We start from the raw sequence: 24770 nt of genomic DNA, 5'->3' as shown, positions 1-24770 counted from the left end.
TTGGAATGAAAATGACGTATTTATTATGTGTGTTTATTGAATTGCTGATCAACGCATTCTAAATCTTCATCAAATTTTTCATGTGTTCGCTCGATTAACTTATGGAACATATCTCCAACGTGTTCTTCTAAAACCCGAATGCCTTCCCCAGTAACGCCGCCTTTCACGCAAACCTTTTCTTGTAAGGTAGGTAATGTGAAGATTTCTTTTTCAAGTAATTTCCCCATCCCCACGACCATTTCACTTACTAAAGTAGTAGCCTCTTCGTGTGTAATATTTGTTTTATCTACAGCAGCGTTAATGAAGCATTGTAGTAAATAACTAAAGAAAGCAGGACCGCAACTTGCTATATCAGATGAAACGCGCGTTATATCTTCTTCTATTACAAGAGGTGTAGAAATGTTTTTGAATAGACGAAGTAGTTTTTGTTGCCATTCTTCAGAGCAATTATCTCCAAATGTAAATAGTGAGGCGCCAGAGAGGGCGCGGTTTGTGATACTTGGAATGATACGCGCGACGTGGCAAGGTACGAGAGTCTCTAATTGTGATGGAGATATTGGACTCGTAATAGAAACTAAGCACGTTTCATCAGAAAAATGTTCAGCGTATTTTTTTAGGATAGGGTATATATCTATCGGCTTAACACAAATAAAAATAAGTTGTGATTGTTCGATTACTTCCGGGATTGTTTTTGCTATATGAACAGAAGGGTATTTTTCTTTTATATGATATGCTTTGGCAGGCGTCCGATTAATGATTGTAAGGCACGAAGGCTTGACAGCACGGGTTTCTAAAAATGCATCAATTAGTATATTCCCCATGTTTCCTGTCCCTATAATTCCTATGTTCAAAGTTTCATCCCTCCTTCGTAACAGCTTTCTCCTAAACAATATGAATGATGTTATAAATTTATGATTAGAGGTGTAAAATGATGTGGGATTTTCCGAAAAAGTCGTTAGGTTTAGTAGTTATTATTGGAACTTTACTTTTTCTTGTTTTTTGGAAAACGAACCAGAGTGTAGAACGAACGCCTACTACAATGAATGTGCAGGAGAAGGAGATAGAAAAAAAGGGTAAACCAAAAATATCGGATACAAAGGAACAGAAAAGAACAATTATAATTGATGTGAAAGGAGCGGTTAGTAAAGAAGGGGTATATGAAATGAAGGAAGGAGATCGCGTAAAGGATGCAGTTCAAAAGGCTGGTGGTTTTTTATCAGAAGTAGATATCAAAAAAGTGAATTTAGCACAAATTGTACAAGATCAAATGCTTCTTTATATACCGAGTAAAAATGAGTCAGAACAAGGGATGTTTACTTCTTCTAAGGAAGATGGCAAGATTCGAATAAATACAGCGGCGAAAGAGCAATTGGAAAAAATTACGGGGATTGGCTCTCGAAAGGCAGAAAGTATTTTGAAATATCGAGAAGAACATGGTCCGTTTCAGAAAATAGAAGACTTATTAGAGATTGATGGGATTGGTACGAAGTCTCTTGAAAAGATAAAAGATCAAATTATTATTCCGTAAAAGATTGACGAAGTTTTTCTTCTTTCGCTACACTACAAGTAGACAAAAAAGTAGGTGAAAAATATGGAACGAATTTCATGGGATCAATATTTTATGACGCAAAGCCATCTACTATCGTTACGTAGTACATGTACAAGGCTTGCGGTAGGAGCGACAATCGTTCGCGATAAACGAATTATTGCTGGTGGATATAATGGTTCGATTAAAGGTGGCGTACATTGTATAGATGATGGTTGTTACGTAATCGATAATCATTGTGTTCGGACAATTCATGCTGAAATGAATGCTTTATTACAATGTGCCAAGTTTGGTGCGAAAACAGAGGAAGCAGAAATTTACGTTACGCATTTCCCTTGTTTACAATGTTGTAAGGCAATTATTCAAAGTGGTATTACAGCGGTTTATTATGCGCAGGATTATAAAAATCATCCATACGCCATAGAGTTATTTGAACAAGCGAATGTAACAGTGAAGCACGTTCCGCTAGAATATGATATTGCTGCATTGGAGGAGCAAAAACGTTATACGGAGTTAAAAGAATTATTTGCGTCTTTAGAAAAAGATAGTTTATCAATGGAAGAATTACAGCATGTATTCACGAAAGCAAAAATGATGCTATAAGGAGTGAGTATAAGTTGCAGGAACAATGGAGGTATGTTGCAATCTCGTTTATAATAGGGATTGCAATTGCCTTTTCCTCGTCACTTTTATTGATGGTTTTTTGCCTCTTTTTAAATGTTTTCTTCTGTTTATATCGCACTTCGCGTAAAACCTTCGTTTTTTGCATTGTAGCGTGCTTTAGTAGCGCTATATACACTTCCTATATTCAAGGGTGGAATAAGTCTCTAGGAGAGTCCTATGGAGTTACAAGAGGGGTTGTACGAAATACACCGCTTGTTAATGGGGATCGCCTATCTTTTCAATTTGAAGATCACAATAAAAATATAGTGCAGTTAAGTTATAGAATAAAATCAGCCTTGGAAAAGGAAAAAATGCAACAATTATACGCAGGGATATCATGTGTATTCGAGGGTGAGAGGAAAGAACCACAAACAGCTCGGAATTTTCATGGTTTTAATTACCGTGATTATTTATACAAGCAACATATTCATTTCGCATTTGAGGCTACATATATTTCTGAATGCTATAAAACATCACTGTCGCTCATGCAACGGATTCTCCTTTTGAGGCAACAAGCAATCTCGAAAGTTACAGAAATGTTTCCAGAGCAATCAGGTGCTTTTATGAATGCGTTACTATTTGGTGATAGACAACAAATGACGTTTGAAGTGGAAGAGCAATATCAACAGTTTGGTCTTATACATTTGTTAGCAATTTCAGGTTCGCACATTGTATTGTTAATGGGGATAGTATATTTTATTTTGCTAAGAAGTGGTGCGACGAGGGAGGTAGCAACAATTTGCCTTATCGTCTGTATTCCTTTGTATATGGTTTTAGCAGGGGCGTCACCATCTGTTATAAGGGCTTCTATAGCAGGAGTGTTGATGTTGATTGCTTTTATGTGCTCGATTCGTTTATCTAGTTTAGATGCTTTAAGTGTAACAGCTATATGTATGCTTATATATGACCCTTATCTTGTTTTTAATATTGGATTTCAGTTTTCTTTTGTAGGTAGCTTCGCTTTACTTTTGTCTGCTCCGTTATTATTAGGGAGTAGCAACGGAGTAATCCGAAATTCTATTTATATTTCTATCATTTCACAGCTCGTTAGTACTCCGATTTTGTTATATCACTTTGGTTATTTTTCTCCATATAGCATTTTCCTCAATCTCTTATACGTTCCGTTTTTATCTATCATTGTATTACCATGTAGCATTATTATTTTACTGTGTATGCCAATTGTCCCGTTTCTCGCAAAAGGATTTGCGAATGTATTATCAATAGGCTTGAGTATGTCTAATGATTTTCTAAGTTATTGTGAAAGTTTACCATTTACCCAGCTTATTTTTGGGAAAACGCCCTTTAATCTTGTAGCTGTATATTGCGCGAGTATTGTCAGTATACTGATGGTTTGGGAAAGGAGAGCGCCGAAAAAAATGGTGTGTATAGTTGTAAGTGTATTTCTTTTTATTAGCACGTGTCATTATGTATATCCATATTTTAGAGGAAGCGGAAGTGTAACATTTATTGATGTTGGACAAGGTGATGCAATATTAATTCGCCTTCCGTATGATAAAGGGGTTTATCTTATTGATACAGGTGGAACGCTTCGTGTGAATAAGGAAGAATGGCAACAAAAAAAGCATGAATTTTCTGTTGGAAATGATGTTTTAATACCCTATTTACAAAAAGAAGGTATTAAAACAATTGATAAATTAATCATAACGCATGGAGATGCAGATCATATAGGTGCTGCGCAAGAATTATTATCATATATACCTGTAAAAGAAGTGGTATTTGGCCGAAAGGGAAAAGATGCAGTATTAGAAAAAGCAGTAAAGAAACAGGCATTAGAAAAGGAAATGAAAATAACTGAAGTGGGGGAAGGGGAGAGTTGGAGTGTAAATGAAGCTGAATTTTTCGTTTTAGCTCCAAAAGGAAAAGAAAAAAGTGAAAATAATGCTTCAATTGTAATATGGGCAAAATTTGGAGGGTTGACGTGGCTATTTACAGGCGATTTAGAAGAAGAAGGCGAGAAGTTTTTAGTATCTGCGTATCCAGATTTGCGAGTGGATGTTTTAAAAGTTGCTCATCATGGAAGTAATACGTCATCTATAGAGTCTTTTTTGAACGTTATACAGCCCCGTGTAGCGATTATATCTGTTGGTAAGCAGAATAGATATGGACACCCGCATAAAGAAGTGATAGAACGTTTGGAGAAGATGGGGAGTGCGATATGGCGCACGGACAAGCAAGGTGCTATTTCCTATGTTTTTAAAGGGGAAAATGGAACCTTTCAAAGTAAAATCACATATGATAAGACATATAATAGGTGAAAAAGAGAAGACTGCCATGAAGTGGCAGTCTTTAAGAACCGATAAATTTAATAACAGTTGCAATGATGAAAAGTGTTGCGAAAAAACCAAATGAGACGATAAATCCTACCCCTGAATCAATAGCGTCATTGCGTTTACTTTGAACGTTTTGTTCAAAATCATTCATTTAGAATCCCTCCCCAACATTCCACTTTAGTATAAAATATTGTCAGAAAAAAATCTACAATTTCAATATGAAGAGAAAATGAGCTTTTTGCAACTTTTAGATTATGAAGTAACGTGAGTTTTTTGTTTCCAAGCATGTTAACAGTTGGCACTTATACTCGAATTTTTATTGTGAATAATAAAGGGAAGGTGATTACCGCACACCAATAAGAAACCCGGGGCTTATTGCGTGGCGTTTAATATAAATAAAGGAACGGGTTATAAAGCCTGTTCCTTTGTACTTGTAAAACAAAAGCTAGGGCATTAGTATAAATATATATTGCCAAGTTAGGGAGTAGGAAAAAGTATGAGTGATATACATAAAAAAATTAAAAAGAAACAGTTTGCTCCGTTATATTTACTATATGGGACGGAAGCTTTTTTTATAAATGAAACGATAAAGCTTATTACGACAGAAGCACTTGAAGAAGAAGATCGAGAGTTTAATGTTGTGACATACGATTTGGAAGAAGCGTATTTAGAAGATGTGGTTGAGGATGCGCGTACGCTTCCTTTCTTTGGAGAGCGGAAAGTACTGTTAATAAAATCACCGCTATTTTTGACTTCGCAAAAAGAAAAGTTAGAGCAAAATATAAAAATTTTAGAAGAATACATTGGTGAACCTTCTCCATTTTCTATTCTTGTTTTTGTTGCGCCTTACGAAAAACTTGATGAGCGAAAAAAAATTACAAAACTATTAAAGAAAACAGCGGATGTAGTAGAAGCAAATGCGATGCAAGTGCAGGATGTTCAGAAGTGGATTGTTGCTCGTGCAGATGAAGTGCATGTGCATATTGATAATGCGGCTGTTAGTTTGTTGTTAGAGCTGGTGGGAAGTAATGTAACGATGTTGGCGAAGGAAATGGACAAGTTAACGTTATACGTTGGTATGGGCGGAGAGATTACAACGCAACTTGTTGCAGAGCTTGTGCCAAAATCAGTTGAGCAAAATGTATTTGCTTTGACAGAAAAAGTGGTGAAAAAAGATATTGCAGGTGCGATGCAAATTTTGGATGGATTATTTACGCAGCAGGAAGAACCGATTAAATTGCTTGCATTATTAGTGAGTCAATTCCGTTTGTTGTATCAAGTGAAAGAGTTACAGCAACGTGGTTATGGGCAAAATCAAATTGCATCTCATATTGGTGTACATCCGTATCGTGTAAAATTGGCAATGAATCAAACGAAATTTTTCTCTTTTGAAGAATTAAAAAAAGTGATTATAGAATTAGCGGAAGCTGATTATAGTATGAAGACGGGAAAGATGGATAAGAAACTTGTGCTCGAGTTTTTCTTAATGCGATTAAATCATATGTGATGACACAAAAAAAGTTCATGTACTTAGTGCATGAACTTTTTTGTATATAAAAAAACGACCCAAATGGATCGTTTTTTAAACGCCTTACGCGTTTACTTGTTTCGCTAAGCGAGATTTTTGACGAGATGCAGCGTTTTGGTGGATAAGACCTTTACGAGCTGCTTTGTCAAGTTTTTTAGAAGCAGTTTTGAAAGCTTCTTTAGCATTTTCAAGATCGTTATTAGTAACTAAAGCTTCTACAGTTTTAACAGCAGAACGCATGTCAGACTTGATAGAAGCGTTATGTGCACGACGCTCTTCGCTAAGTTTAGCGCGTTTGATAGCAGATTTGATGTTTGCCATACTTTTCACCTCCCTGGTGCAATCGAATGACTCGATTCTTACATAGAACAAGTGATATTCTATCAAACGGTGAAGAGAATTGCAATAGTATATCCATGAAATTTCACGTAAAGGAAAGAATGACCTTATATAACTTTGGGAAATCTAACGATATTTACTATGAATTACGGAGGAGATACGATGAAAGAACCATTGGATTTAAGTAAATATAGCGTTAGAACTGACCTTGCTGTAGAAGCTCATCAAATGTTGCAAGAAAGCCAAGAAGAACAAAAAGGGATACAGGGGGTAATTGTAAAAGAGAGGGAAGAAGAAGGTACTATAATTACAAAAGTAACAATTGATGAAGCTGCCTCTGAAGCGATGGGTAAAAAACCTGGAAATTATTTAACGCTTGAAGTACAAGGTATACGTCAGCAAGATACAGAACTTCAACAAAAAGTGGAGCGTATTTTCGCAAAAGAATTTTCTTATTTTTTAGAAGAGGTTGGTGTTACAAAAGAAGCGAGCTGTTTAATTGTAGGCCTTGGGAATTGGAATGTAACACCGGATGCTCTTGGGCCAATAGTTGTAGAAAATGTATTAGTAACGAGACATTTGTTTCAATTGCAGCCTGAAAGTGTAGAAGAAGGGTTTAGACCTGTTAGTGCAATCCGGCCGGGGGTAATGGGGATTACAGGCATCGAAACGAGCGATGTTATTTATGGGATTATTGAGAAGACAAATCCAGACTTTGTAATTGCGATTGACGCATTAGCTGCCCGTTCTATTGAACGAGTAAATAGCACGATACAAATTTCTGATACTGGAATCCATCCTGGATCAGGGGTTGGGAATAAACGTAAGGAACTAAGTAAAGAGACATTAGGTATCCCTGTTATCGCAATTGGTGTTCCGACTGTGGTCGATGCCGTTTCGATTACAAGTGATACGATTGATTATATTTTGAAACATTTTGGTCGAGAGATGAAAGAAGGAAACAAACCTTCACGATCTTTGTTACCAGCGGGATTTTCATTTGGAGAAAAGAAAAAATTAACAGAAGAAGATATGCCAGATGAAAAGAGCCGAAATATGTTTTTAGGTGCTGTTGGTACGTTGGAAGAAGAAGAAAAAAGAAGGCTCATTTATGAAGTGCTATCGCCTCTTGGTCATAACTTAATGGTGACCCCAAAAGAAGTAGATACTTTTATTGAGGATATGGCGAATGTAATAGCGAGTGGTTTAAATGCAGCGCTGCATCATCAAATTGATCAAGATAATACGGGAGCGTATACACATTGAGGGAGAAAGATGATAATAGTTTGAGTCGTTTTGCGCTTTTGTGTATATGTAGTGTAGCTTTATGTTTACTTATGATGATAGCAGGAGTGTCACTTGCTAATCATGGTTTGAAAAGTATGAAAGGTTATCGGCAATTGTCGTATGAACAAATAGCTCATATGACAGGGACAGAGAGTACAGGTGCTGAATCAGAAATTTTGGGTAGTTCGTTTTCAGCTTCAGAAAAACAACAACAATTAGAACGTTTAAGAAGTTTTAATGTTGTAGAAGGAATTGGGATGGCGGTAGCAAGTGTAGCTTATGAAATGACGAAGTTCGGAACGGATATAGTTGTTGGGAAAATAAAGGGGATTTTTAGCTAAGAGTAACATGGGAGGCGGTTGTTTTACTGATTTGTAAGACAACCGTTTTAAAATTTGAAAAGGGTTTGTCTCTTATGGTTTATTCGCATAAGATATAGATAGAATGATTTGTATCGTAAGCAGCACGAGTTTTCATTGAATCTTTGTTGCTCTATTGATATAATCAGTGCTAGTGTATATTGGCGAGACTATTAGGAGTTGAGAACATAGATGAACAAAGAAGAAAGAGCAAAAAGACAGTCCAAAATTCGTAATTTCTCTATTATTGCTCATATTGATCACGGAAAATCAACGTTAGCAGACCGTATTTTAGAGAAAACAAATGCGTTAACACAACGCGAAATGAAAGCTCAGTTGCTTGACTCTATGGATTTAGAGCGTGAGCGTGGTATTACAATCAAATTAAACGCAGTACAATTAAACTATAAAGCAAAAGATGGTGAAGAGTATATTCTTCATTTAATTGATACACCAGGACACGTCGACTTTACGTACGAAGTATCTCGTAGTTTAGCGGCTTGTGAAGGCGCGATTCTTGTAGTAGATGCAGCGCAAGGTATTGAAGCGCAAACGTTAGCGAACGTATACTTAGCGCTTGATAACAACTTAGAAATTTTACCAGTTATCAATAAAATCGACTTACCAAGTGCGGATCCAGAACGTGTACGTCAAGAGGTAGAAGATGTAATTGGTTTAGATGCATCAGAAGCGGTACTTGCTTCTGCGAAAGCTGGAATTGGTATTGAAGAAATTTTAGAACAAATTGTTGAAAAAGTACCAGCTCCGGCAGGTGATTCAGAAGAGCCGTTACAATGTATGATTTTTGACTCTTTATATGATCCGTACCGTGGTGTAATTGCTTATATCCGTGTTGTAAATGGAACGGTAAAAGTTGGCGATAAAGTACGTATGATGGCAACGGGTAAAGAATTTGAAGTAACAGAAGTAGGTGTATTTACACCGAAAACTACGCAACGTGACGAGTTAACAGTAGGTGATGTAGGTTTCTTAGCAGCATCTATTAAAAATGTAGGTGATACACGTGTAGGTGATACGATTACACATGCGAAACGTCCAGCTGCAGAGGCGTTACCAGGTTACCGTAAATTAAACCCGATGGTATTCTGTGGGCTGTATCCAATTGATTCTGCTCGTTATAACGATTTACGTGATGCGTTAGAAAAATTAGAGTTAAACGATTCTGCTCTTGAGTTTGAGCCAGAAACATCTCAAGCGTTAGGGTTTGGTTTCCGTTGTGGATTCTTAGGACTTCTTCACATGGAAATCATTCAAGAACGTATTGAACGTGAATTTAAGATTGACTTAATTACAACAGCGCCAAGCGTTATTTATAAGGTTTATTTAACAAACGGTGAAGATGTTATTGTTGATAATCCATCTAATATGCCAGACCCACAGTCTATCGATCGTGTAGAAGAGCCGTTTGTGAAGGCTTCAATTATGGTTCCGAATGACTATGTTGGAGCTGTAATGGAAATTTGCCAAGGTAAACGTGGAACGTTTATTGATATGCAATATTTAGATGAAACGCGTGTTACATTAACATATGAAATCCCGTTATCAGAAATCGTATATGACTTCTTCGATCAATTGAAATCAAATACGAAAGGGTATGCATCATTTGACTACGAGTTAATTGGTTATAAACCATCTAAACTTGTGAAAATGGATATTCTTTTAAATAATGAACAAGTGGATGCTTTATCATTTATCGTACACCGTGATTCAGCGTATGACCGTGGTAAAGTAATTGTAGAGAAATTAAAAGAATTAATTCCGAGACAACAGTTCGAAGTGCCAATTCAGGCGACTATCGGAAATAAAGTTGTAGCACGTTCTACAATTAAGGCGATGCGTAAAAACGTACTTGCAAAATGTTACGGCGGTGACATTTCTCGTAAGCGTAAACTTCTTGATAAGCAAAAAGAAGGTAAAAAACGTATGAAGTCTGTTGGTTCTGTAGAAGTGCCGCAAGAGGCATTCATGGCTGTACTGAAAATGGATGACAACTAATATTTGAAATAAAAAAGAAGTCGTTTGTGCGGCTTCTTTTTTCTGTATAATTACTTTTTAGACATCTGAGCAGCTCTCATTTACAATAATGAGAGAGCTTTTTAGTTCATATAGAGTTAGGAGATTGTTAATGTCCGAAAATATTCGAAAAGATATTCAAGATAAAATACAAAATGGCAATTTTAATTGTGAAAAGGAATTGACGCTTTCTATTATTAGTGGAAAGTGGAAAGTTGTGATACTGTGGCATCTTGGTGTGGAAGGGCCTCATCGTTTTAGTGAATTACAACGGTTATTCCCAAGCATTTCTCATAAAGTTTTGTCGAACCAATTAAAAGAGTTAATGGAAGATGGGATTGTTGATCGAACAGTATATCCCGAAATTCCTCCTCGTGTTGAGTATTATATGACGGAACTAGGCATGTCGCTTTTACCGATCGTTGAAATGATGTATGATTGGGGAAAAATGCGAATGGAACAAATTCGTAATACGTTAGAGAAGTAGAGAATCCTCCGGAGTGCGGAGGTTTTCTTTTTAGAAAGGTAGGAGTTATATTTGGTACAAGCTGCATATATTCATATTCCGTTTTGTCAGCACATTTGTCACTATTGTGATTTTAATAAAGTGTTTATTGAACGCCAACCGGTTGATCAATATTTAGATTATTTAGAGAAGGAAATAATAAATACGGTTCAAAAAGTTCCGTTTGATAGTATGAAAACGATTTTTGTGGGCGGTGGAACTCCGACAGCGTTAAATATGGAACAGACAAAAAAATTACTCGAGATTATTAATCGTCATTTGCGTCCGTTTGCTCCGAATTGTGAATTGACATTTGAAGCGAATCCAGGAGATCTACCGAAAGAGAAGTTGAATGTACTACTAGAAGGTGGAGTGAATCGAATTAGTTTTGGTGTGCAAACGTTCCGTGATGAACTGCTTGAGAAAATCGGGCGCAAGCATACGAGGGAAGATGCATTCCTAGCGATTCGAGAAGCTCAGGAAGTAGGCTTTAAAAATATTAATGTAGATATTATTTATGCTTTGCCAGGACAAACGATAGAAGATGTGAAGGAAACATTAGATATTGCTTTTACGCTTGGTGTACAACATTTCTCGGCATATTCATTAATTGTGGAACCTAAAACAGTGTTTTATAACTTAATGAATAAAGGGAAATTGCGTCTTCCGGGTGAAGACCATGAAGCGAAAATGTATGAAATGGTAATGGATGAAATGGAGAAACACGGTTATAACCAGTATGAAATTAGTAATTTCTCAAAAGGTGACAATAAAAGTAGACATAATCTCACATACTGGAATAATGAAGAGTATTATGGCTTTGGAGCTGGAGCTCATAGTTATGTGAATGGGGAACGTATTCAAAATGTAGGTCCGCTGAAGCAATATTTTAATAAAATTGATGAAACAGGATTTCCGTATTTAAATGTTCACGTGGTGACGGAGAAAGAAAAGATGGAAGAAGAGTTGTTCTTAGGACTTCGAAAAACAAAAGGTGTATCTAAAATAGCGTTTCAAAAGAAATTTAATATGGAGATGGATCAAGTTTTCGCGAAGCAGTTACAAAACAACCAAGAACAAGGATTGCTTGAAGAGAGCGATGGAGGTGGATATGTACGTTTAACGCGAAAAGGAAAATTATTAGGGAATGAAGTATTCCAATCATTTTTAATTGACTAATTAAATGTTCCATTAACGTGAAAAAATTTCATTATTTCGTGACGTTTCCGTTGACAATTGAATGTCAATTTTGGTAAGTTATTAATAGATTTAGCACTCGAAGAGAAAGAGTGCTAACAGAGGTGATGATGAGATGCTTACGGAACGTCAGCTCTTAATTTTACAAACAATTATTGATGACTTTATTGGATCAGCGCAACCTGTTGGGTCTAGGACGTTGGCTAAGAAAGATGAAATTACGTTTAGTTCAGCTACTATTCGAAATGAAATGGCTGATTTAGAGGAGCTAGGATTTATTGAGAAAACGCATAGTTCTTCTGGACGTGTTCCTTCTGAGAAAGGATACCGATTTTATGTAGACCATCTTTTAGCGCCGCAAAACTTACCGAACGATGAAATTGTACAAATTAAAGATTTATTTGCTGAAAGAATTTTTGAAGCAGAAAAGATTGCACAGCAATCGGCTCAAATTTTATCAGAGCTTACAAATTATACGGCCATTGTTCTCGGACCGAAGTTAAGCACAAATAAACTTAAAAACGTACAAATTGTGCCGCTTGATCGTCAAACTGCAGTCGCTATTATTGTAACGGATACAGGGCATGTACAAAGCAAAACGATTACCGTTCCGGAATCTGTTGATTTATCAGATTTAGAAAAAATGGTTAATATTTTAAATGAAAAGCTATCAGGCGTACCAATGGCAGAACTGCATAACAAAATCTTTAAAGAGATTGTTACAGTTTTACGTGGGTATGTTCATAATTACGATAGTGCAATAAGAATGTTAGATGGTACATTTCAAGTTCCTTTATCGGAAAAGATATACTTTGGAGGAAAAGCAAATATGCTTTCGCAACCAGAGTTCCATGACATTCACAAAGTAAGGTCCTTATTGACGATGATCGATAATGAAGCCGAGTTTTATGACATTTTGCGTCATAAACAAGTAGGTATTCAAGTGAAAATTGGTAGGGAAAACTCTGCGACGGCTATGGAGGATTGCAGTTTAATTTCTGCAACATATTCGATTGGAGAAGAACAGCTTGGAACAATTGCTATTTTAGGTCCGACAAGAATGCAATACTCTCGGGTAATTAGTTTGTTACAGTTATTTACGAGACAATTTACAGATGGACTTAAAAAGTAAATGAGAGTAATACATTCGCTCAAGTGATGAAATTTTCATTGCTGTGTGTAATATATAATCTTAGGTAATCATGCTATACATGATACCTAATACCTTTTAAGGAGGTGAATATTGTGGAAGAGCGTAACGAACAAGTGGTAGAAGAAGTAAAAGAAGCGCAAGTTGAAGAAGCTGTCACGCCAGAAAACAGTGAAGAAACTGTAGAAGAAAAAAGTGAGGCTGCTCTTTTACAAGAAAAAGTAGATGAGTTACAAGCGAAACTAACGGAAACGGAAGGTCGCACATTACGTCTACAAGCTGATTTTGAAAATTATAAGCGCCGCGTCCAAATGGATAAACAGGCTGCTGAAAAATATAGAGCACAAAGTCTAGTTTCAGACATTTTGCCAGCTCTTGATAATTTTGAAAGAGCGATGCAAGTGGAAGCAACTGATGAGCAAACGAAATCCTTATTACAAGGTATGGAAATGGTGCATCGTCAATTGTTAGAAGCGTTGACTAAAGAAGGTGTGGAAGTGATTGGAGCTGTTGGTAAACAGTTTGATCCTAATGAACACCAAGCTATTATGCAAGTGGAAGACAGTGAATTTGAATCAAACGCGGTTGTGGAAGAATTCCAAAAAGGTTATAAACTAAAAGATCGTGTAATTCGCCCATCAATGGTAAAAGTAAATCAATAATTTACATAAAAGTAGGAGGATTAGCCATGAGTAAAATTATCGGTATTGACTTAGGTACAACAAACTCTTGTGTAGCTGTTATGGAAGGTGGAGAACCAAAGGTTATCCCAAATCCAGAAGGAAACCGTACAACACCTTCTGTTGTAGCTTTCAAAAATGAAGAACGTCAAGTTGGGGAAGTTGCAAAGCGTCAAGCAATTACAAACCCAAATACAATCATGTCTGTTAAACGTCATATGGGTACAGACTACAAAGTAGAAGTTGAAGGTAAAGATTACACACCTCAAGAAATTTCTGCAATCATTTTACAAAACTTAAAAGCTTCTGCTGAAGCATACTTAGGTGAAACAGTAACGAAAGCTGTTATTACAGTACCTGCATACTTCAACGATGCAGAGCGTCAAGCAACGAAAGATGCTGGTCGTATCGCTGGTTTAGAAGTTGAGCGTATCATTAACGAGCCAACAGCAGCAGCACTTGCTTACGGTTTAGAAAAACAAGATGAAGAACAAAAAATCTTAGTGTATGACTTAGGTGGCGGTACATTTGACGTATCTATCCTTGAGTTAGCAGACGGCACATTCGAAGTTATTTCAACTGCTGGTGACAACCGTCTTGGTGGCGATGACTTTGACCAAGTTATCATCGATCACTTAGTAGCTGAGTTCAAAAAAGAAAATAACATTGATTTAAGCCAAGATAAAATGGCGCTTCAACGCTTGAAAGATGCAGCTGAAAAAGCGAAAAAAGATCTTTCTGGTGTAACACAAACTCAAATTTCATTACCATTCATTAGTGCTGGAGCTGCTGGTCCATTACACTTAGAATTAACGTTAACAAGAGCGAAATTCGAAGAGCTTTCAGCAGGTCTTGTTGAAAGAACATTAGAGCCAACTCGTCGTGCATTAAAAGACGCTGGTTTTGCTCCAAGCGAATTAGATAAAGTTATTCTTGTTGGTGGATCTACTCGTATCCCAGCTGTACAAGAAGCTATTAAACGTGAAACTGGTAAAGAGCCATATAAAGGTGTAAACCCTGATGAAGTTGTAGCATTAGGTGCTGCAGTTCAAGGTGGCGTACTTACTGGTGATGTAGAAGGCGTTCTATTATTAGACGTAACTCCACTTTCTTTAGGTATTGAAACTATGGGTGGCGTGTTCACGAAATTAATCGAGCGTAACACTACAATTCCAACAAGTAAGTCACAAGTATTCTCGACAGCTGCTGATAATCAACCAGCAGTAGACATTCACGTATTACAAGGTGAGCGTCCAATGTCAGCTGACAACAAAACGTTAGGTCGTTTCCAATTAACTGACCTTCCACCAGCACCACGTGGTATTCCGCAAATCGAAGTAACATTCGATATTGATGCGAACGGTATCGTTAACGTACGTGCGAAAGACTTAGGAACAAGCAAAGAGCAAGCTATTACAATCCAATCTTCTTCAGGTCTTTCTGATGAAGAAGTAGAACGTATGGTACAAGAAGCGGAAGCAAATGCTGACGCTGACCAAAAACGTAAGGAAGAAGTTGAACTTCGTAACGAAGCTGACCAACTTGTATTCCAAACAGACAAAGTTGTAAAAGATTTAGAAGGTAAAGTAGATGCAGCTGAAGTTGCAAAAGCAACAGAAGCGAAAGAAGCATTACAAGCTGCAATTGAGAAAAACGAGCTTGAAGAAATTCGTGCGAAAAAAGATGCTTTACAAGAAATCGTACAACAATTAACTGTTAAATTATACGAGCAAGCTCAAGCAGCTGCTGGCCAAGCGGAAGGTGCGCAAGGTGCACAAGACGCTGGCGCAAAGAAAGACAATGTAGTTGACGCTGAGTTTGAAGAAGTAAAAGAAGACAAGTAATTCAACTGTAAACATAATAAGTAAGATGACAAAAAGTCAAAGTCAAGCGTGCCTTGACTTTGGCTTTTTTCACGAATGAGAAGCGATGTGTGAGGATCTTAAGTTTTTCGCTTTGCATACTGTAAGTGAGGAAACTTTGTTGCAAAGCACTTTCTTTCGGTGTTAAAATTACGTTTATGTGAAAGATTCGGGGGTTGTAAATTTATGAGTAAACGAGACTATTATGAGGTCCTTGGACTTAGCAAGGGCGCTTCAACAGATGAAATTAAAAAAGCGTATCGTCGTTTGGCTAAAAAATACCATCCAGACGTAAGCAAAGAAGAAAATGCAATTGAAAAGTTTAAAGAAGTACAAGAAGCATACGAAGTGTTAAGTGATGATCAAAAGCGTGCACAGTACGATCAATTTGGTCATGCTGGTGCAAATCAAGGATTCGGTGGATTTGGCGGCGGAGGAGACTTCGGCGGTGGCTTCGGTTTTGAAGATATATTTAGTTCTTTCTTTGGCGGTGGCGGCGGTAGACGTCGTGATCCAAATGCTCCGCGCCAAGGTGCTGACTTACAATATCAAGTCACTTTAGATTTTGAAGAAGCTATTTTTGGTAAGGAATTAAATGTAGAAATTCCAGTAGAAGATCCATGTGATACTTGTAAAGGTAGTGGAGCAAAACCAGGAACTTCAAAAGAAACATGTAAACATTGTTCAGGATCAGGTCAAGTGAGTGTAGAACAAAATACACCGTTTGGTCGTATTGTGAACCGTCAAGCTTGTGGTCATTGTTCAGGAACTGGGCAAATGATTAAAGAAAAATGTACGACATGTCACGGTTCAGGTAAAGTTCGTAAACGTAAAAAAATCAATGTTAAAATTCCAGCAGGTATCGATAATGGTCAACAAATTCGTGTGTCTGGAAAAGGTGAAGCTGGCGTAAACGGTGGACCAGCAGGAGACTTATATGTTGTCGTTCATGTAAGAAATCATGAATTCTTCGAGCGTGAAGGAGATCATATTATTTGTGAAATGCCATTAACATTTGCACAAATGGCACTTGGTGATGAAGTAGAAGTTCCTACTGTTCATGGTAAAGTGAAGCTGAAAATTCCAGCAGGAACACAAACAGGAACAGAATTCCGCCTAAAAGGAAAAGGTGCTCCGAACGTACGTGGATACGGTCAAGGAGATCAATATGTAGTCGTTCGCGTTGTTGTACCGACGAAATTAACTTCACAGCAAAAAGATTTATTACGTGAATTTGCAGGACAAGAAGAGCAGGATGATAGTTTATTCGGAAAGCTTAAACGTGCTTTCAAAGGGGAATAATGGAAATAAAAAATGGAGTTGGTAAATTGTGAAATGGTCAGAAATTAGTATTCATACAACAGAAGAAGCAGTAGAAGCTGTCTCTCATATTTTACATGAAGCTGGTGCTAGCGGAGTTGCAATTGAGGATCCAGCGGAGTTAACGAAAGAGCGCGAGCAACAATATGGTGAAATTTATGCATTGAACCCAGATGAATATCCGGCGGAAGGTGTATTAATAAAAGCGTATTTCCCGCAAACGGATTCTTTACATGAAACGATTGCAGGTGTAAAATCATCTATTGATGTGCTTCCATCTTACGACATCGAAATTGGTACTGGAAATATTACCGTTAACGAAGTCAATGAAGAAGATTGGGCTACTGCTTGGAAAAAATATTACCATCCAGTACAAATTTCTGATACATTCACAATCGTACCGACTTGGGAAGAATATACACCATCTTCTCCTGATGAAAAAATCATTGAATTAGACCCGGGTATGGCATTTGGTACAGGAACTCATCCAACAACAACGATGTGTATCCGTGCTTTAGAAAAAACAGTACAGCCAGGTGACACTATTATTGATGTAGGAACAGGTTCTGGTGTACTTAGTATTGCGGCTGCAAAATTAGGTGCGTCTTCTGTTCAAGCATATGATTTAGATCCGGTTGCGGTTGAAAGTGCAGAAATGAATGTACGTTTAAATAAAACAGATGATATCGTGTCTGTTGGACAAAATAGTCTTTTAGAAGGTATTGAAGGTCCTGTTGATTTAATCGTAGCTAACTTATTAGCAGAGATTATTCTATTATTCCCTGAAGATGCAGCAAGAGTTGTGAAGTCAGGTGGATTATTTATTACATCGGGCATTATTGCTGCGAAGGAAAAAGTAATTTCTGAGGCGTTAGAACAAGCTGGATTTACAATTGAAGAAGTGTTACGAATGGAAGATTGGGTAGCAATTATTGCACGAAATGCGTAATATAGATTTTAGTCTATAATGAAAAGGGGAGTCTCTCACTATAAGGTGAGGGACTTGCCGTTTGTTATATGAAAAATGATAACGTTTCGTTCTTTTCGTAAGTGTTGACTTACGAAAGGAACGAAACTCTACTAAGGTGATTATATGCAACGTTATTTTGTAGAAGAGAAATATGTAAATGAGACAAGTATTCGCATTGTAGGTGATGACGTACATCATATCGCAAGAGTGATGCGTATGTCAGCTGGTGATCATATTTATTGCTGTGTAAACGGAAAAACAGCAGTATGTTCAATTGATGAAATTACCAGTGAATTTATTAATACGGCTATTGTAGAATGGGTAGAGGCGTCAAGTGAACTTCCTGTTTTCGTGACGATTGCAAGTGGACTGCCAAAAGGAGACAAGCTAGAGTTAATTTTTCAAAAAGGAACTGAGCTTGGGGCAGCTGCATTCTTACCATTTCAAGCATCTCGCTCTATCGTAAAATGGGATGCGAAAAAAGCTGATAAAAAAGTTGAGCGTTTAAGAAAAATTGTGAAAGAAGCTGCGGAACAATCACATAGAAGTGAAATTCCAGAAGTACATGCTCCGGCATCATTTAAGCAATTGCTTTCAATGAGTGGTGAGTATGATGTTTGTCTTGTTGCTTACGAAGAGGAAGCAAAACAAGGCGAGAAATCTAATTTTGCGAAAGCTTTAACGACAATGAAACCAGATCAAAAGCTATTGATTGTATTTGGCCCAGAAGGCGGTTTAGCTGAGGAAGAGATTACAGCGCTTCGTGAACATAAATTTGTACCATGTAGTTTAGGACCAAGAATTTTAAGAACAGAAACGGCGCCGTTATACGCGTTAAGTGCTGCTTCGTATCATTTTGAATTGATGGGGTGATGATCAATGTCAACTGTTGCGTTCCATACGTTAGGTTGTAAAGTAAACCATTATGAAACAGAAGCCATTTGGCAATTGTTTAAACAAGGTGGTTATGAAAGAACAGAATATGAAAAGAAAGCTGATGTATATGTTATTAACACATGTACAGTAACGAATACTGGGGACAAAAAAAGCCGTCAAGTAATTAGACGTGCTGTGCGTCAAAATCCAGATGCAGTTATTTGCGTAACGGGATGTTATGCACAAACATCTCCAGCTGAAATTATGGCGATTCCAGGTGTAGATATTGTAGTTGGTACACAGGATCGTGAAAAGATGTTAGGTTACATCGAAGAATTCCGTAAAGAGCGTCAACCAATTAATGCTGTCCGTAATATTATGAAAACACGTGTGTACGAAGAACTTGATGTACCTTATTTCACGGATCGTACACGTGCGTCTTTAAAAATACAAGAGGGTTGCAATAACTTCTGTACATTCTGTATCATTCCTTGGGCGCGTGGTTTAATGCGTTCTCGTGATGGAAAAGAAGTTATTAAACAAGCACAACAATTAGTGGATGCAGGCTATAAAGAAATCGTATTAACGGGTATTCATACAGGTGGATACGGCGAAGACATAAAAGATTATAACTTAGCTGGATTACTTCGTGATATGGAAGCGGAAGTAGGCGGATTAAAACGTCTTCGTATTTCTTCTATTGAAGCGAGTCAAATTTCAGATGAAGTAATTGAAGTGTTAGATAAATCTGAAGTAGTTGTACGCCACTTGCATATTCCGTTGCAATCTGGTTCTAATACTGTATTAAAACGTATGCGTCGTAAATATACGATGGAGTTCTTCCAAGAGCGTTTAGATCGTTTGAAAGAAGCGTTACCAGGCCTTGCGATTACATCTGACGTAATCGTTGGTTTCCCAGGTGAAACAGAAGAAGAATTCATGGAAACATACAATTTTATTAAAGAGAACCGCTTCTCTGAATTGCATGTGTTCCCTTACTCAAAACGTACAGGAACACCTGCAGCACGCATGGAAGATCAAGTTCCTGAAGATGTGAAGAACGATCGTGTTCATCGTTTAATTGAGCTATCTAATCAATTAGCGAAAGAGTACGCATCAGCGTTTGAAGGTGAAGTGCTTGAAATCATTCCGGAAGAGCAATTTAAAGAGGGCGACCGTGAAGGGTTATATGTAGGTTATACAGATAACTACTTGAAAATTGTATTTGAAGGATCAGAAGAATTAATTGGTAAGCTAGTGAAAGTAAAAATTACGAAATCTGGTTATCCATATAACGAAGCGCAATTTGTTCGTGTTCTTGAAGATGATGTGAAAAAAGAATCAGCAAGCGCATAAAAAGAGCGTGCAACCGGAAACGGTTTGCATGCTTTCTTTATTTGAAGCGGTTAAGTACTAGAAGGTGGGAAGGCGTTTCGTGCATCCCTGTATGAAAAAAGATGAAACGATAAAAATATAGTTGTCTTCATCAGTGAAGGATACTAGCTATTTGCTTAACTTTTGAAAAGGAAATGCTTCTATTCTTCTTTTATTCTGCCAAATAGTTGACCTGAAGTGATAAAATGTATTATAATCGTAAAAGACATGCTGAAGAAGTGTTTCTTTTTGCATGCTGAAGTTAGTATGTAAGTGTGATGTTTCGGAGGGAGGGAAAGAGAATGTCAAAAACAGTCGTTCGTAAAAACGAGTCTTTGGAGGATGCACTTCGCCGTTTTAAAAGATCGGTTTCTAAAACTGGTACACTTGCTGAAGCAAGAAAGCGCGAGTTTTATGAAAAACCAAGTGTAAAACGTAAGAAGAAATCTGAAGCGGCAAGAAAGCGTAAATTCTAAGAGAGGGTGTAAGTTATGAGTCTTCTCGGTCGTTTAAACGATGATATGAAACAAGCGATGAAGAATAAACAAAAAGAAAAATTAACCGTTATTCGTATGGTTAAGGCTGCTTTACAAAATGAAGGTATTAAACTGCAACATACTCTTACTGAAGAAGAGGAAGTAACAGTTTTAGCTCGTGAAGTAAAACAGTATAAGGACTCCCTCCTTGAATTTAAAAAAGCTGGTCGTGAAGACCTTGTTAATAAACTGCAAAGTGAAATTCAGATTTTAAGCGCATATTTGCCAGAGCAATTAACTGAAGAAGAACTAGTTGATGTAATCAAGCAAGTTATTTCTGAAGTTGGTGCGACTTCTAAAGCAGATATGGGTAAGGTGATGACTGCTGTTATGCCGAAAGTAAAAGGTAAAACAGACGGATCGCTTGTGAATAAGTTGGTTATCCAGCTATTAGCATAAAAAAACGTCTCATTTCGTATGAGACGTTTTTTTATTGTTCTTATTAAGGAGAAACGCTATATTACTTAAAAACGTTTCTGTAAGTGATAGAAACGCCTCTGGTATGTAAAAAAGGTAACAGCCTTAGTTGTAATTAATCCCACCGTAAAAAAAGCTTTTTCGTTTTCTTAATTTCTGTGACTAACTCCTCAATGCTTTCTGTTCCTTGTTCCACTATATCTGGACAAAATTCATACATTTCTTGCGCGAAAGATTGCATTTCTTCGTCTGTAGGTAACACGCTAAAAATGGCATCAACCCAGTCATGATCTGCACCGATCATGATAAAAGGATAGCGGTCATTCCATTTTCTTAGTTTAAAAATAACATCTATATTGCTAACTTCGTAATTAACACCATTTGTTTGTTGGATTGTAAGGATATCAAATTGGCCATTTCCTTGTATAATTGCAATTCTACACTTACTCTTACTTCCTTGACTAAAACTTCTTTCGCAAATAAAAGCTAAGTATCCAAGCTTCTGAACCTCAGATTGAAGTTTTATAACTTGCTGTTCAGCATAATCCTCAAAGGTAACGAAAGAGACTCCAGCTATTTTAGATTTTGAATCAGTTACATAAAAGGGTTGGATGCTGCTGTCAGTAACTTGTTTTATAACATTCAAAATTTCTTGACTAAATCCAATTTCCTTTCGTATTTCCTCGCTTATTAATTCATTTTTTTGTTTTTTAATGAATCCTAATATTTTTTTGAAATTCATATAACAACCACCTATAAAATATTCTTACTTACAATGCGAAATTTAGAGTGGAGCAATTTCCTTTTTCGGATTTTATCTCATTTGTCTAATGAATGACAACTACTTATTCTATGGTCATTATGTCAAGCCCAGAACAAATTGTAACAGGGTTTTTTTAGTATCCAACTGCTCGCTAGGCTCAATTTCTTCATGCAACTTGTACTGATATCCCTTAGGGGTGCATATTCTTGTATTAATACTTCTATTAATAAGGATCACATCCTCTGATCCATCATTGTCCCGATAAATATGATTTCATATAGCGACTGTTTTATTAACATGATATGAACTCTTACAGAATATAGTTATGTTAGTGAAGTCGTTATAACACGATAGGCACTTGTGAAGAAATACATATATGGGATGAGAGGGGGGTCTTTCGAGATGAAGAAATTAGAACAAATGAAAAATTGGTTAACAAAACAAGTAGACCTACCAGTGGATGTATTAATGGATCTACCTCGGATTACTCTTGTTGGGCAAATACATATTTATATAGAAAATCATCGGGGACTATTAGTGTTTTCAGATAAAGAAGTGCGATTGCTTTTAAAACACGGTCAATTACTAATTAAAGGACAATCCTTTGTTATTAAAACGATTCTTCCAGAAGAGCTTTTGCTCGAAGGGATAATTGAGCAAGTAACATTTTTAGAAAATGAAAAAAAAGGTGATTGAAGTGAAACTTCCATTTGTGAAGTTTTTCTTCTTTATCCTGTAAAAGTTTCGTTGATAGAGATCGATTACAGTTTTACTTTGTTTCATTTTAGTACGAGCTATTTTAATGTTTCAAATAAAAAGTAGTATATCTACTTTTAGAAAGGTAGTGAAGGTGGTAAATGAAAAATAAATGGTTTATAAAGTGGCTTGGATATGTAAAAGTGCGAATTGAAGGTAGAGGAGCGGAACGGTTTGTTAATGAATGTGTACGGAGGAATTTATTAGTTTGGGATGTTAAGAAGATAGCTGATGAAACGTTAGTTTTTTGTATGTTGTTACGCGATGTGAAAAAAATAAAACCAATTTATAGAAAAAATGAATGTAAATTATATTTTATTGGACGGTATGGTTTTCCTTTTTGGAATAAGCGTTTAATTAAAAACAGTGGATTTTTAATTGGGTTTTTAATTTTCTTTTTTGGCGTGATTGTAATGTCCAATATGGTTTGGAAAATTGAAATTACAGGAGCAAAACCTGAAACAGAATATATATTGATGAAAGAATTGGATAAAATGGGTATTAAAAAAGGAAAACTACAGTTTCAAATGCCGAATGTAGAAGATGTACAACGCCATTTGACAGATAATATTAATGCCATTACTTGGGCGGGATTAGAAGTAAGAGGAACGACGTATCATTTTAAAATTGTTGAAAAAAACGAACCGAAAAAAGAAAAGGAACAAAGGCCGCAAAATTTAGTAGCAAAAAAAGAAGCGATTATTACAAAAACGTTTGTAGAAGTTGGAAAGCCGGTTGTACTGAAAAATGATCATGTGGAAAAAGGGCAGATTCTCGTATCAGGAATATATGGTAATGAGGAAAGTCCGACGATTGTTTCAGCGAAAGGTATTGTGTATGGCGAAACGTGGTATACATCTAAGGTGGATGTCCCGTTAAAGACGCAATTCCAAGTGTATACTGGTAATGTATACAATGAACATTTTCTTAAATTTTGGGATACGAAAATAAAAATATGGGGATTTCAACATGATAAGTATAAACGCTCTCGTACTGAAAGTGTAAAGCATGATGTGAAATTATTTGGTTTTACACTGCCGATTGCATATGAAAAAGATGTTGTGAGAGAAGAGGAAGAAGCGAACCGAGAATATACAGAAAAGCAAGCGCTGAAAGTAGCGAAAGAGATGGCCGAAAAAGAACTAAAGAAAAAATTGGATGAACATGCTATGATTGTAAGTGATAAGATTTTGAGCAAAGAGGTTGAGGCGGATCAACTAAAAGTCACATTACATTATACTGTGATTGAAAATATTGCAGAGCCACAACCAATATCCGAATCCGATATTCAAGGAGACTGAGTAATGGCAGAACAATTAGTAGAAATGAACCAACAATTGGAAAATACTAACGAAGCAATCGCTCTTTTTGGAGTCAATGATGCGCATTTAAAAGTAATTGAACGAGAACTGAATGTATCGATCGTAACTAGAGGAGAAACTGTTCATGTATCTGGGGCAGTTGAAACGGTGACACTCGTAGAAAAAATCTTACAGCAATTACTTGTTGTAATTCGTAAAAGTATATCAATTTCAGAGAGAGATGTTGCGTATGCAATTCAGCTCGCACAACAAGGGAAAGTTGCTCAATTTGAAGAGTTATATGAAGAAGAAATTTTCAAGACTGCAAAAGGCAAATCCATTCGTGTAAAAACAATGGGGCAAAGACGATATATTCATGCAATGAAGAAGAATGATATTGTCTTTGGGATAGGGCCTGCAGGAACTGGAAAAACATACTTAGCTGTAGTAATGGCTGTGAGAGCTTTAAAACAAGGATATGTAAAGAAAATCATTCTAACAAGACCTGCTGTAGAAGCTGGAGAAAATTTAGGTTTTTTACCAGGGGATTTGAAAGAGAAGGTAGATCCATACTTACGCCCATTATATGATGCCTTACATGATATTCTTGGACAAGAATATACGCAGCGTATGATGGAGCGAGGAGTAATTGAAATCGCGCCGCTTGCTTATATGAGGGGGCGTACGCTTGATGATTCATTTGTTATTTTAGATGAGGCTCAAAATACAACGGGTGCTCAAATAAAAATGTTTTTAACAAGATTAGGTTTTAGTTCTAAAATGGTTATTACAGGGGACCCTTCACAAGTAGACTTGCCAAAAGGGGTAAAATCAGGGCTATCTATAGCTGCTAATATTTTATCTGGTGTATCAGGTCTGTCATTTATTACATTAGAACAAACGGACGTTGTCAGACATCCATTGGTGCAACGTATTATTGAGGCATATGATAAAATGGAATGATCCTATTTGTCAGGATCATTTCTTTTTGTATGATAAGGTTGGCGAACGTCATA

25 protein-coding genes are annotated in these 24770 nt (G+C 36.7%); 21 read left to right on the top strand and 4 right to left on the bottom strand.

Annotation, left to right across the window (positions count from 1 at the left end):
- Nucleotides 1-23: 23 nt before the first annotated feature.
- Nucleotides 24-851, bottom strand: coding sequence for a late competence protein ComER (comER, locus tag JFU02_RS12970; protein WP_001020554.1), 828 nt, complete (start codon nucleotides 849-851; stop codon nucleotides 24-26).
- A 77-nt stretch (nucleotides 852-928) separates the two neighbouring features.
- Between comER and JFU02_RS12965 the strand changes: the two genes are divergently transcribed.
- From JFU02_RS12965 to JFU02_RS12955, 3 genes are all read left to right on the top strand, one after another.
- Complete coding sequence (locus JFU02_RS12965) at nucleotides 929-1528, top strand: helix-hairpin-helix domain-containing protein (protein WP_000989920.1); 600 nt, start codon at nucleotides 929-931, stop codon at nucleotides 1526-1528.
- Nucleotides 1529-1591: 63 nt separating this feature from the next.
- Complete coding sequence (locus JFU02_RS12960) at nucleotides 1592-2149, top strand: ComE operon protein 2 (RefSeq protein WP_000439775.1); 558 nt, start codon at nucleotides 1592-1594, stop codon at nucleotides 2147-2149.
- Nucleotides 2150-2163: 14 nt separating this feature from the next.
- Nucleotides 2164-4485: a DNA internalization-related competence protein ComEC/Rec2 gene (locus tag JFU02_RS12955; RefSeq protein ID WP_201071114.1), complete on the top strand. Its 2322-nt coding sequence runs from the start codon at nucleotides 2164-2166 to the stop codon at nucleotides 4483-4485.
- A gap of 31 nt (nucleotides 4486-4516) precedes the next feature.
- Here the strand turns inward: JFU02_RS12955 and JFU02_RS12950 are convergent, their stop codons facing one another.
- Nucleotides 4517-4651: a YqzM family protein gene (locus tag JFU02_RS12950; RefSeq protein ID WP_000997609.1), complete on the bottom strand. Its 135-nt coding sequence runs from the start codon at nucleotides 4649-4651 to the stop codon at nucleotides 4517-4519.
- A gap of 345 nt (nucleotides 4652-4996) precedes the next feature.
- On the opposite strand from JFU02_RS12950, the gene holA reads away from it, so the two are divergent.
- A complete protein-coding gene (gene holA, locus JFU02_RS12945; RefSeq protein ID WP_001279925.1) occupies nucleotides 4997-6007 on the top strand; it encodes a DNA polymerase III subunit delta in 1011 nt (336 codons plus the stop codon).
- A gap of 84 nt (nucleotides 6008-6091) precedes the next feature.
- Here the strand turns inward: holA and rpsT are convergent, their stop codons facing one another.
- Complete coding sequence (gene rpsT, locus JFU02_RS12940) at nucleotides 6092-6349, bottom strand: 30S ribosomal protein S20 (protein ID WP_001274012.1); 258 nt, start codon at nucleotides 6347-6349, stop codon at nucleotides 6092-6094.
- Between the two features lie 180 nt (nucleotides 6350-6529).
- Here rpsT and gpr point away from each other — a divergent pair, with 180 nt between their 5' ends.
- The 14 genes from gpr to JFU02_RS12870 all read left to right on the top strand — a co-directional run bounded on the left by gpr (nucleotide 6530) and on the right by JFU02_RS12870 (nucleotide 20916).
- Complete coding sequence (gene gpr / locus JFU02_RS12935; RefSeq protein WP_000662645.1) at nucleotides 6530-7633, top strand: GPR endopeptidase; 1104 nt, start codon at nucleotides 6530-6532, stop codon at nucleotides 7631-7633.
- Nucleotides 7630-7995 carry a YqxA family protein gene (locus tag JFU02_RS12930; protein WP_001207094.1) on the top strand — a complete coding sequence of 122 codons (366 nt, stop codon included), beginning with the start codon at nucleotides 7630-7632 and terminating at the stop codon, nucleotides 7993-7995. The genes gpr and JFU02_RS12930 overlap by 4 nt, the downstream gene beginning before the upstream one ends.
- Before the next feature lie 210 nt (nucleotides 7996-8205).
- Complete coding sequence (gene lepA / locus JFU02_RS12925) at nucleotides 8206-10029, top strand: elongation factor 4 (RefSeq protein WP_001030948.1); 1824 nt, start codon at nucleotides 8206-8208, stop codon at nucleotides 10027-10029.
- 130 nt (nucleotides 10030-10159) lie between these two features.
- Entirely contained in the window at nucleotides 10160-10534 is a 375-nt protein-coding gene (locus tag JFU02_RS12920; protein ID WP_001293539.1) for a winged helix-turn-helix transcriptional regulator, read from the top strand.
- Nucleotides 10535-10585: 51 nt separating this feature from the next.
- A complete protein-coding gene (gene hemW, locus JFU02_RS12915) occupies nucleotides 10586-11731 on the top strand; it encodes a radical SAM family heme chaperone HemW (protein ID WP_061666284.1) in 1146 nt (381 codons plus the stop codon).
- A 133-nt stretch (nucleotides 11732-11864) separates the two neighbouring features.
- Nucleotides 11865-12881: a heat-inducible transcriptional repressor HrcA gene (hrcA, locus tag JFU02_RS12910; RefSeq protein WP_000954948.1), complete on the top strand. Its 1017-nt coding sequence runs from the start codon at nucleotides 11865-11867 to the stop codon at nucleotides 12879-12881.
- 113 nt (nucleotides 12882-12994) lie between these two features.
- A complete protein-coding gene (gene grpE, locus JFU02_RS12905; protein WP_000392712.1) occupies nucleotides 12995-13561 on the top strand; it encodes a nucleotide exchange factor GrpE in 567 nt (188 codons plus the stop codon).
- Nucleotides 13562-13587: 26 nt separating this feature from the next.
- Nucleotides 13588-15423, top strand: coding sequence for a chaperone protein DnaK (gene dnaK, locus JFU02_RS12900; RefSeq protein WP_000034700.1), 1836 nt, complete (start codon nucleotides 13588-13590; stop codon nucleotides 15421-15423).
- Nucleotides 15424-15627: 204 nt separating this feature from the next.
- The gene (gene dnaJ / locus JFU02_RS12895; RefSeq protein ID WP_000043950.1) at nucleotides 15628-16743 is read left to right on the top strand and encodes a chaperone protein DnaJ; all 1116 of its coding nucleotides are present in this window, start codon (nucleotides 15628-15630) and stop codon (nucleotides 16741-16743) included.
- Between the two features lie 28 nt (nucleotides 16744-16771).
- Nucleotides 16772-17710 carry a 50S ribosomal protein L11 methyltransferase gene (gene prmA, locus JFU02_RS12890; RefSeq protein ID WP_000872103.1) on the top strand — a complete coding sequence of 313 codons (939 nt, stop codon included), beginning with the start codon at nucleotides 16772-16774 and terminating at the stop codon, nucleotides 17708-17710.
- 144 nt (nucleotides 17711-17854) lie between these two features.
- Nucleotides 17855-18604, top strand: a complete 750-nt coding sequence (locus JFU02_RS12885) for a 16S rRNA (uracil(1498)-N(3))-methyltransferase (RefSeq protein ID WP_001190158.1) — start codon at nucleotides 17855-17857, stop codon at nucleotides 18602-18604.
- Nucleotides 18605-18610: 6 nt separating this feature from the next.
- Nucleotides 18611-19963 carry a tRNA (N(6)-L-threonylcarbamoyladenosine(37)-C(2))-methylthiotransferase MtaB gene (gene mtaB / locus JFU02_RS12880; protein ID WP_000108681.1) on the top strand — a complete coding sequence of 451 codons (1353 nt, stop codon included), beginning with the start codon at nucleotides 18611-18613 and terminating at the stop codon, nucleotides 19961-19963.
- 320 nt (nucleotides 19964-20283) lie between these two features.
- Nucleotides 20284-20457 (top strand): 30S ribosomal protein S21, encoded by a 174-nt coding sequence (gene rpsU / locus JFU02_RS12875; RefSeq protein ID WP_000048061.1) that lies wholly within the window; start codon nucleotides 20284-20286, stop codon nucleotides 20455-20457.
- Nucleotides 20458-20472: 15 nt separating this feature from the next.
- A complete protein-coding gene (locus JFU02_RS12870; RefSeq protein WP_000054582.1) occupies nucleotides 20473-20916 on the top strand; it encodes a GatB/YqeY domain-containing protein in 444 nt (147 codons plus the stop codon).
- 133 nt (nucleotides 20917-21049) lie between these two features.
- Here the strand turns inward: JFU02_RS12870 and JFU02_RS12865 are convergent, their stop codons facing one another.
- Nucleotides 21050-21676, bottom strand: coding sequence for a DUF4253 domain-containing protein (locus JFU02_RS12865; RefSeq protein ID WP_001009614.1), 627 nt, complete (start codon nucleotides 21674-21676; stop codon nucleotides 21050-21052).
- Nucleotides 21677-22099: 423 nt separating this feature from the next.
- Between JFU02_RS12865 and yqfC the strand changes: the two genes are divergently transcribed.
- From yqfC to JFU02_RS12850, 3 genes are all read left to right on the top strand, one after another.
- Complete coding sequence (gene yqfC, locus JFU02_RS12860) at nucleotides 22100-22393, top strand: sporulation protein YqfC (RefSeq protein ID WP_000732269.1); 294 nt, start codon at nucleotides 22100-22102, stop codon at nucleotides 22391-22393.
- 161 nt (nucleotides 22394-22554) lie between these two features.
- Complete coding sequence (gene yqfD, locus JFU02_RS12855) at nucleotides 22555-23754, top strand: sporulation protein YqfD (RefSeq protein ID WP_097888666.1); 1200 nt, start codon at nucleotides 22555-22557, stop codon at nucleotides 23752-23754.
- A 3-nt stretch (nucleotides 23755-23757) separates the two neighbouring features.
- Complete coding sequence (locus tag JFU02_RS12850; RefSeq protein ID WP_000840522.1) at nucleotides 23758-24717, top strand: PhoH family protein; 960 nt, start codon at nucleotides 23758-23760, stop codon at nucleotides 24715-24717.
- Nucleotides 24718-24770 lie beyond the last annotated feature (53 nt).

Origin of the sequence: Bacillus sp. TH13, assembly GCF_016651175.1 — a bacterium.
Classification (GTDB): Bacteria; Bacillota; Bacilli; order Bacillales; family Bacillaceae_G; genus Bacillus_A; species Bacillus_A thuringiensis_S.
This window is presented reverse-complemented; position numbering and strand designations above follow the sequence as displayed.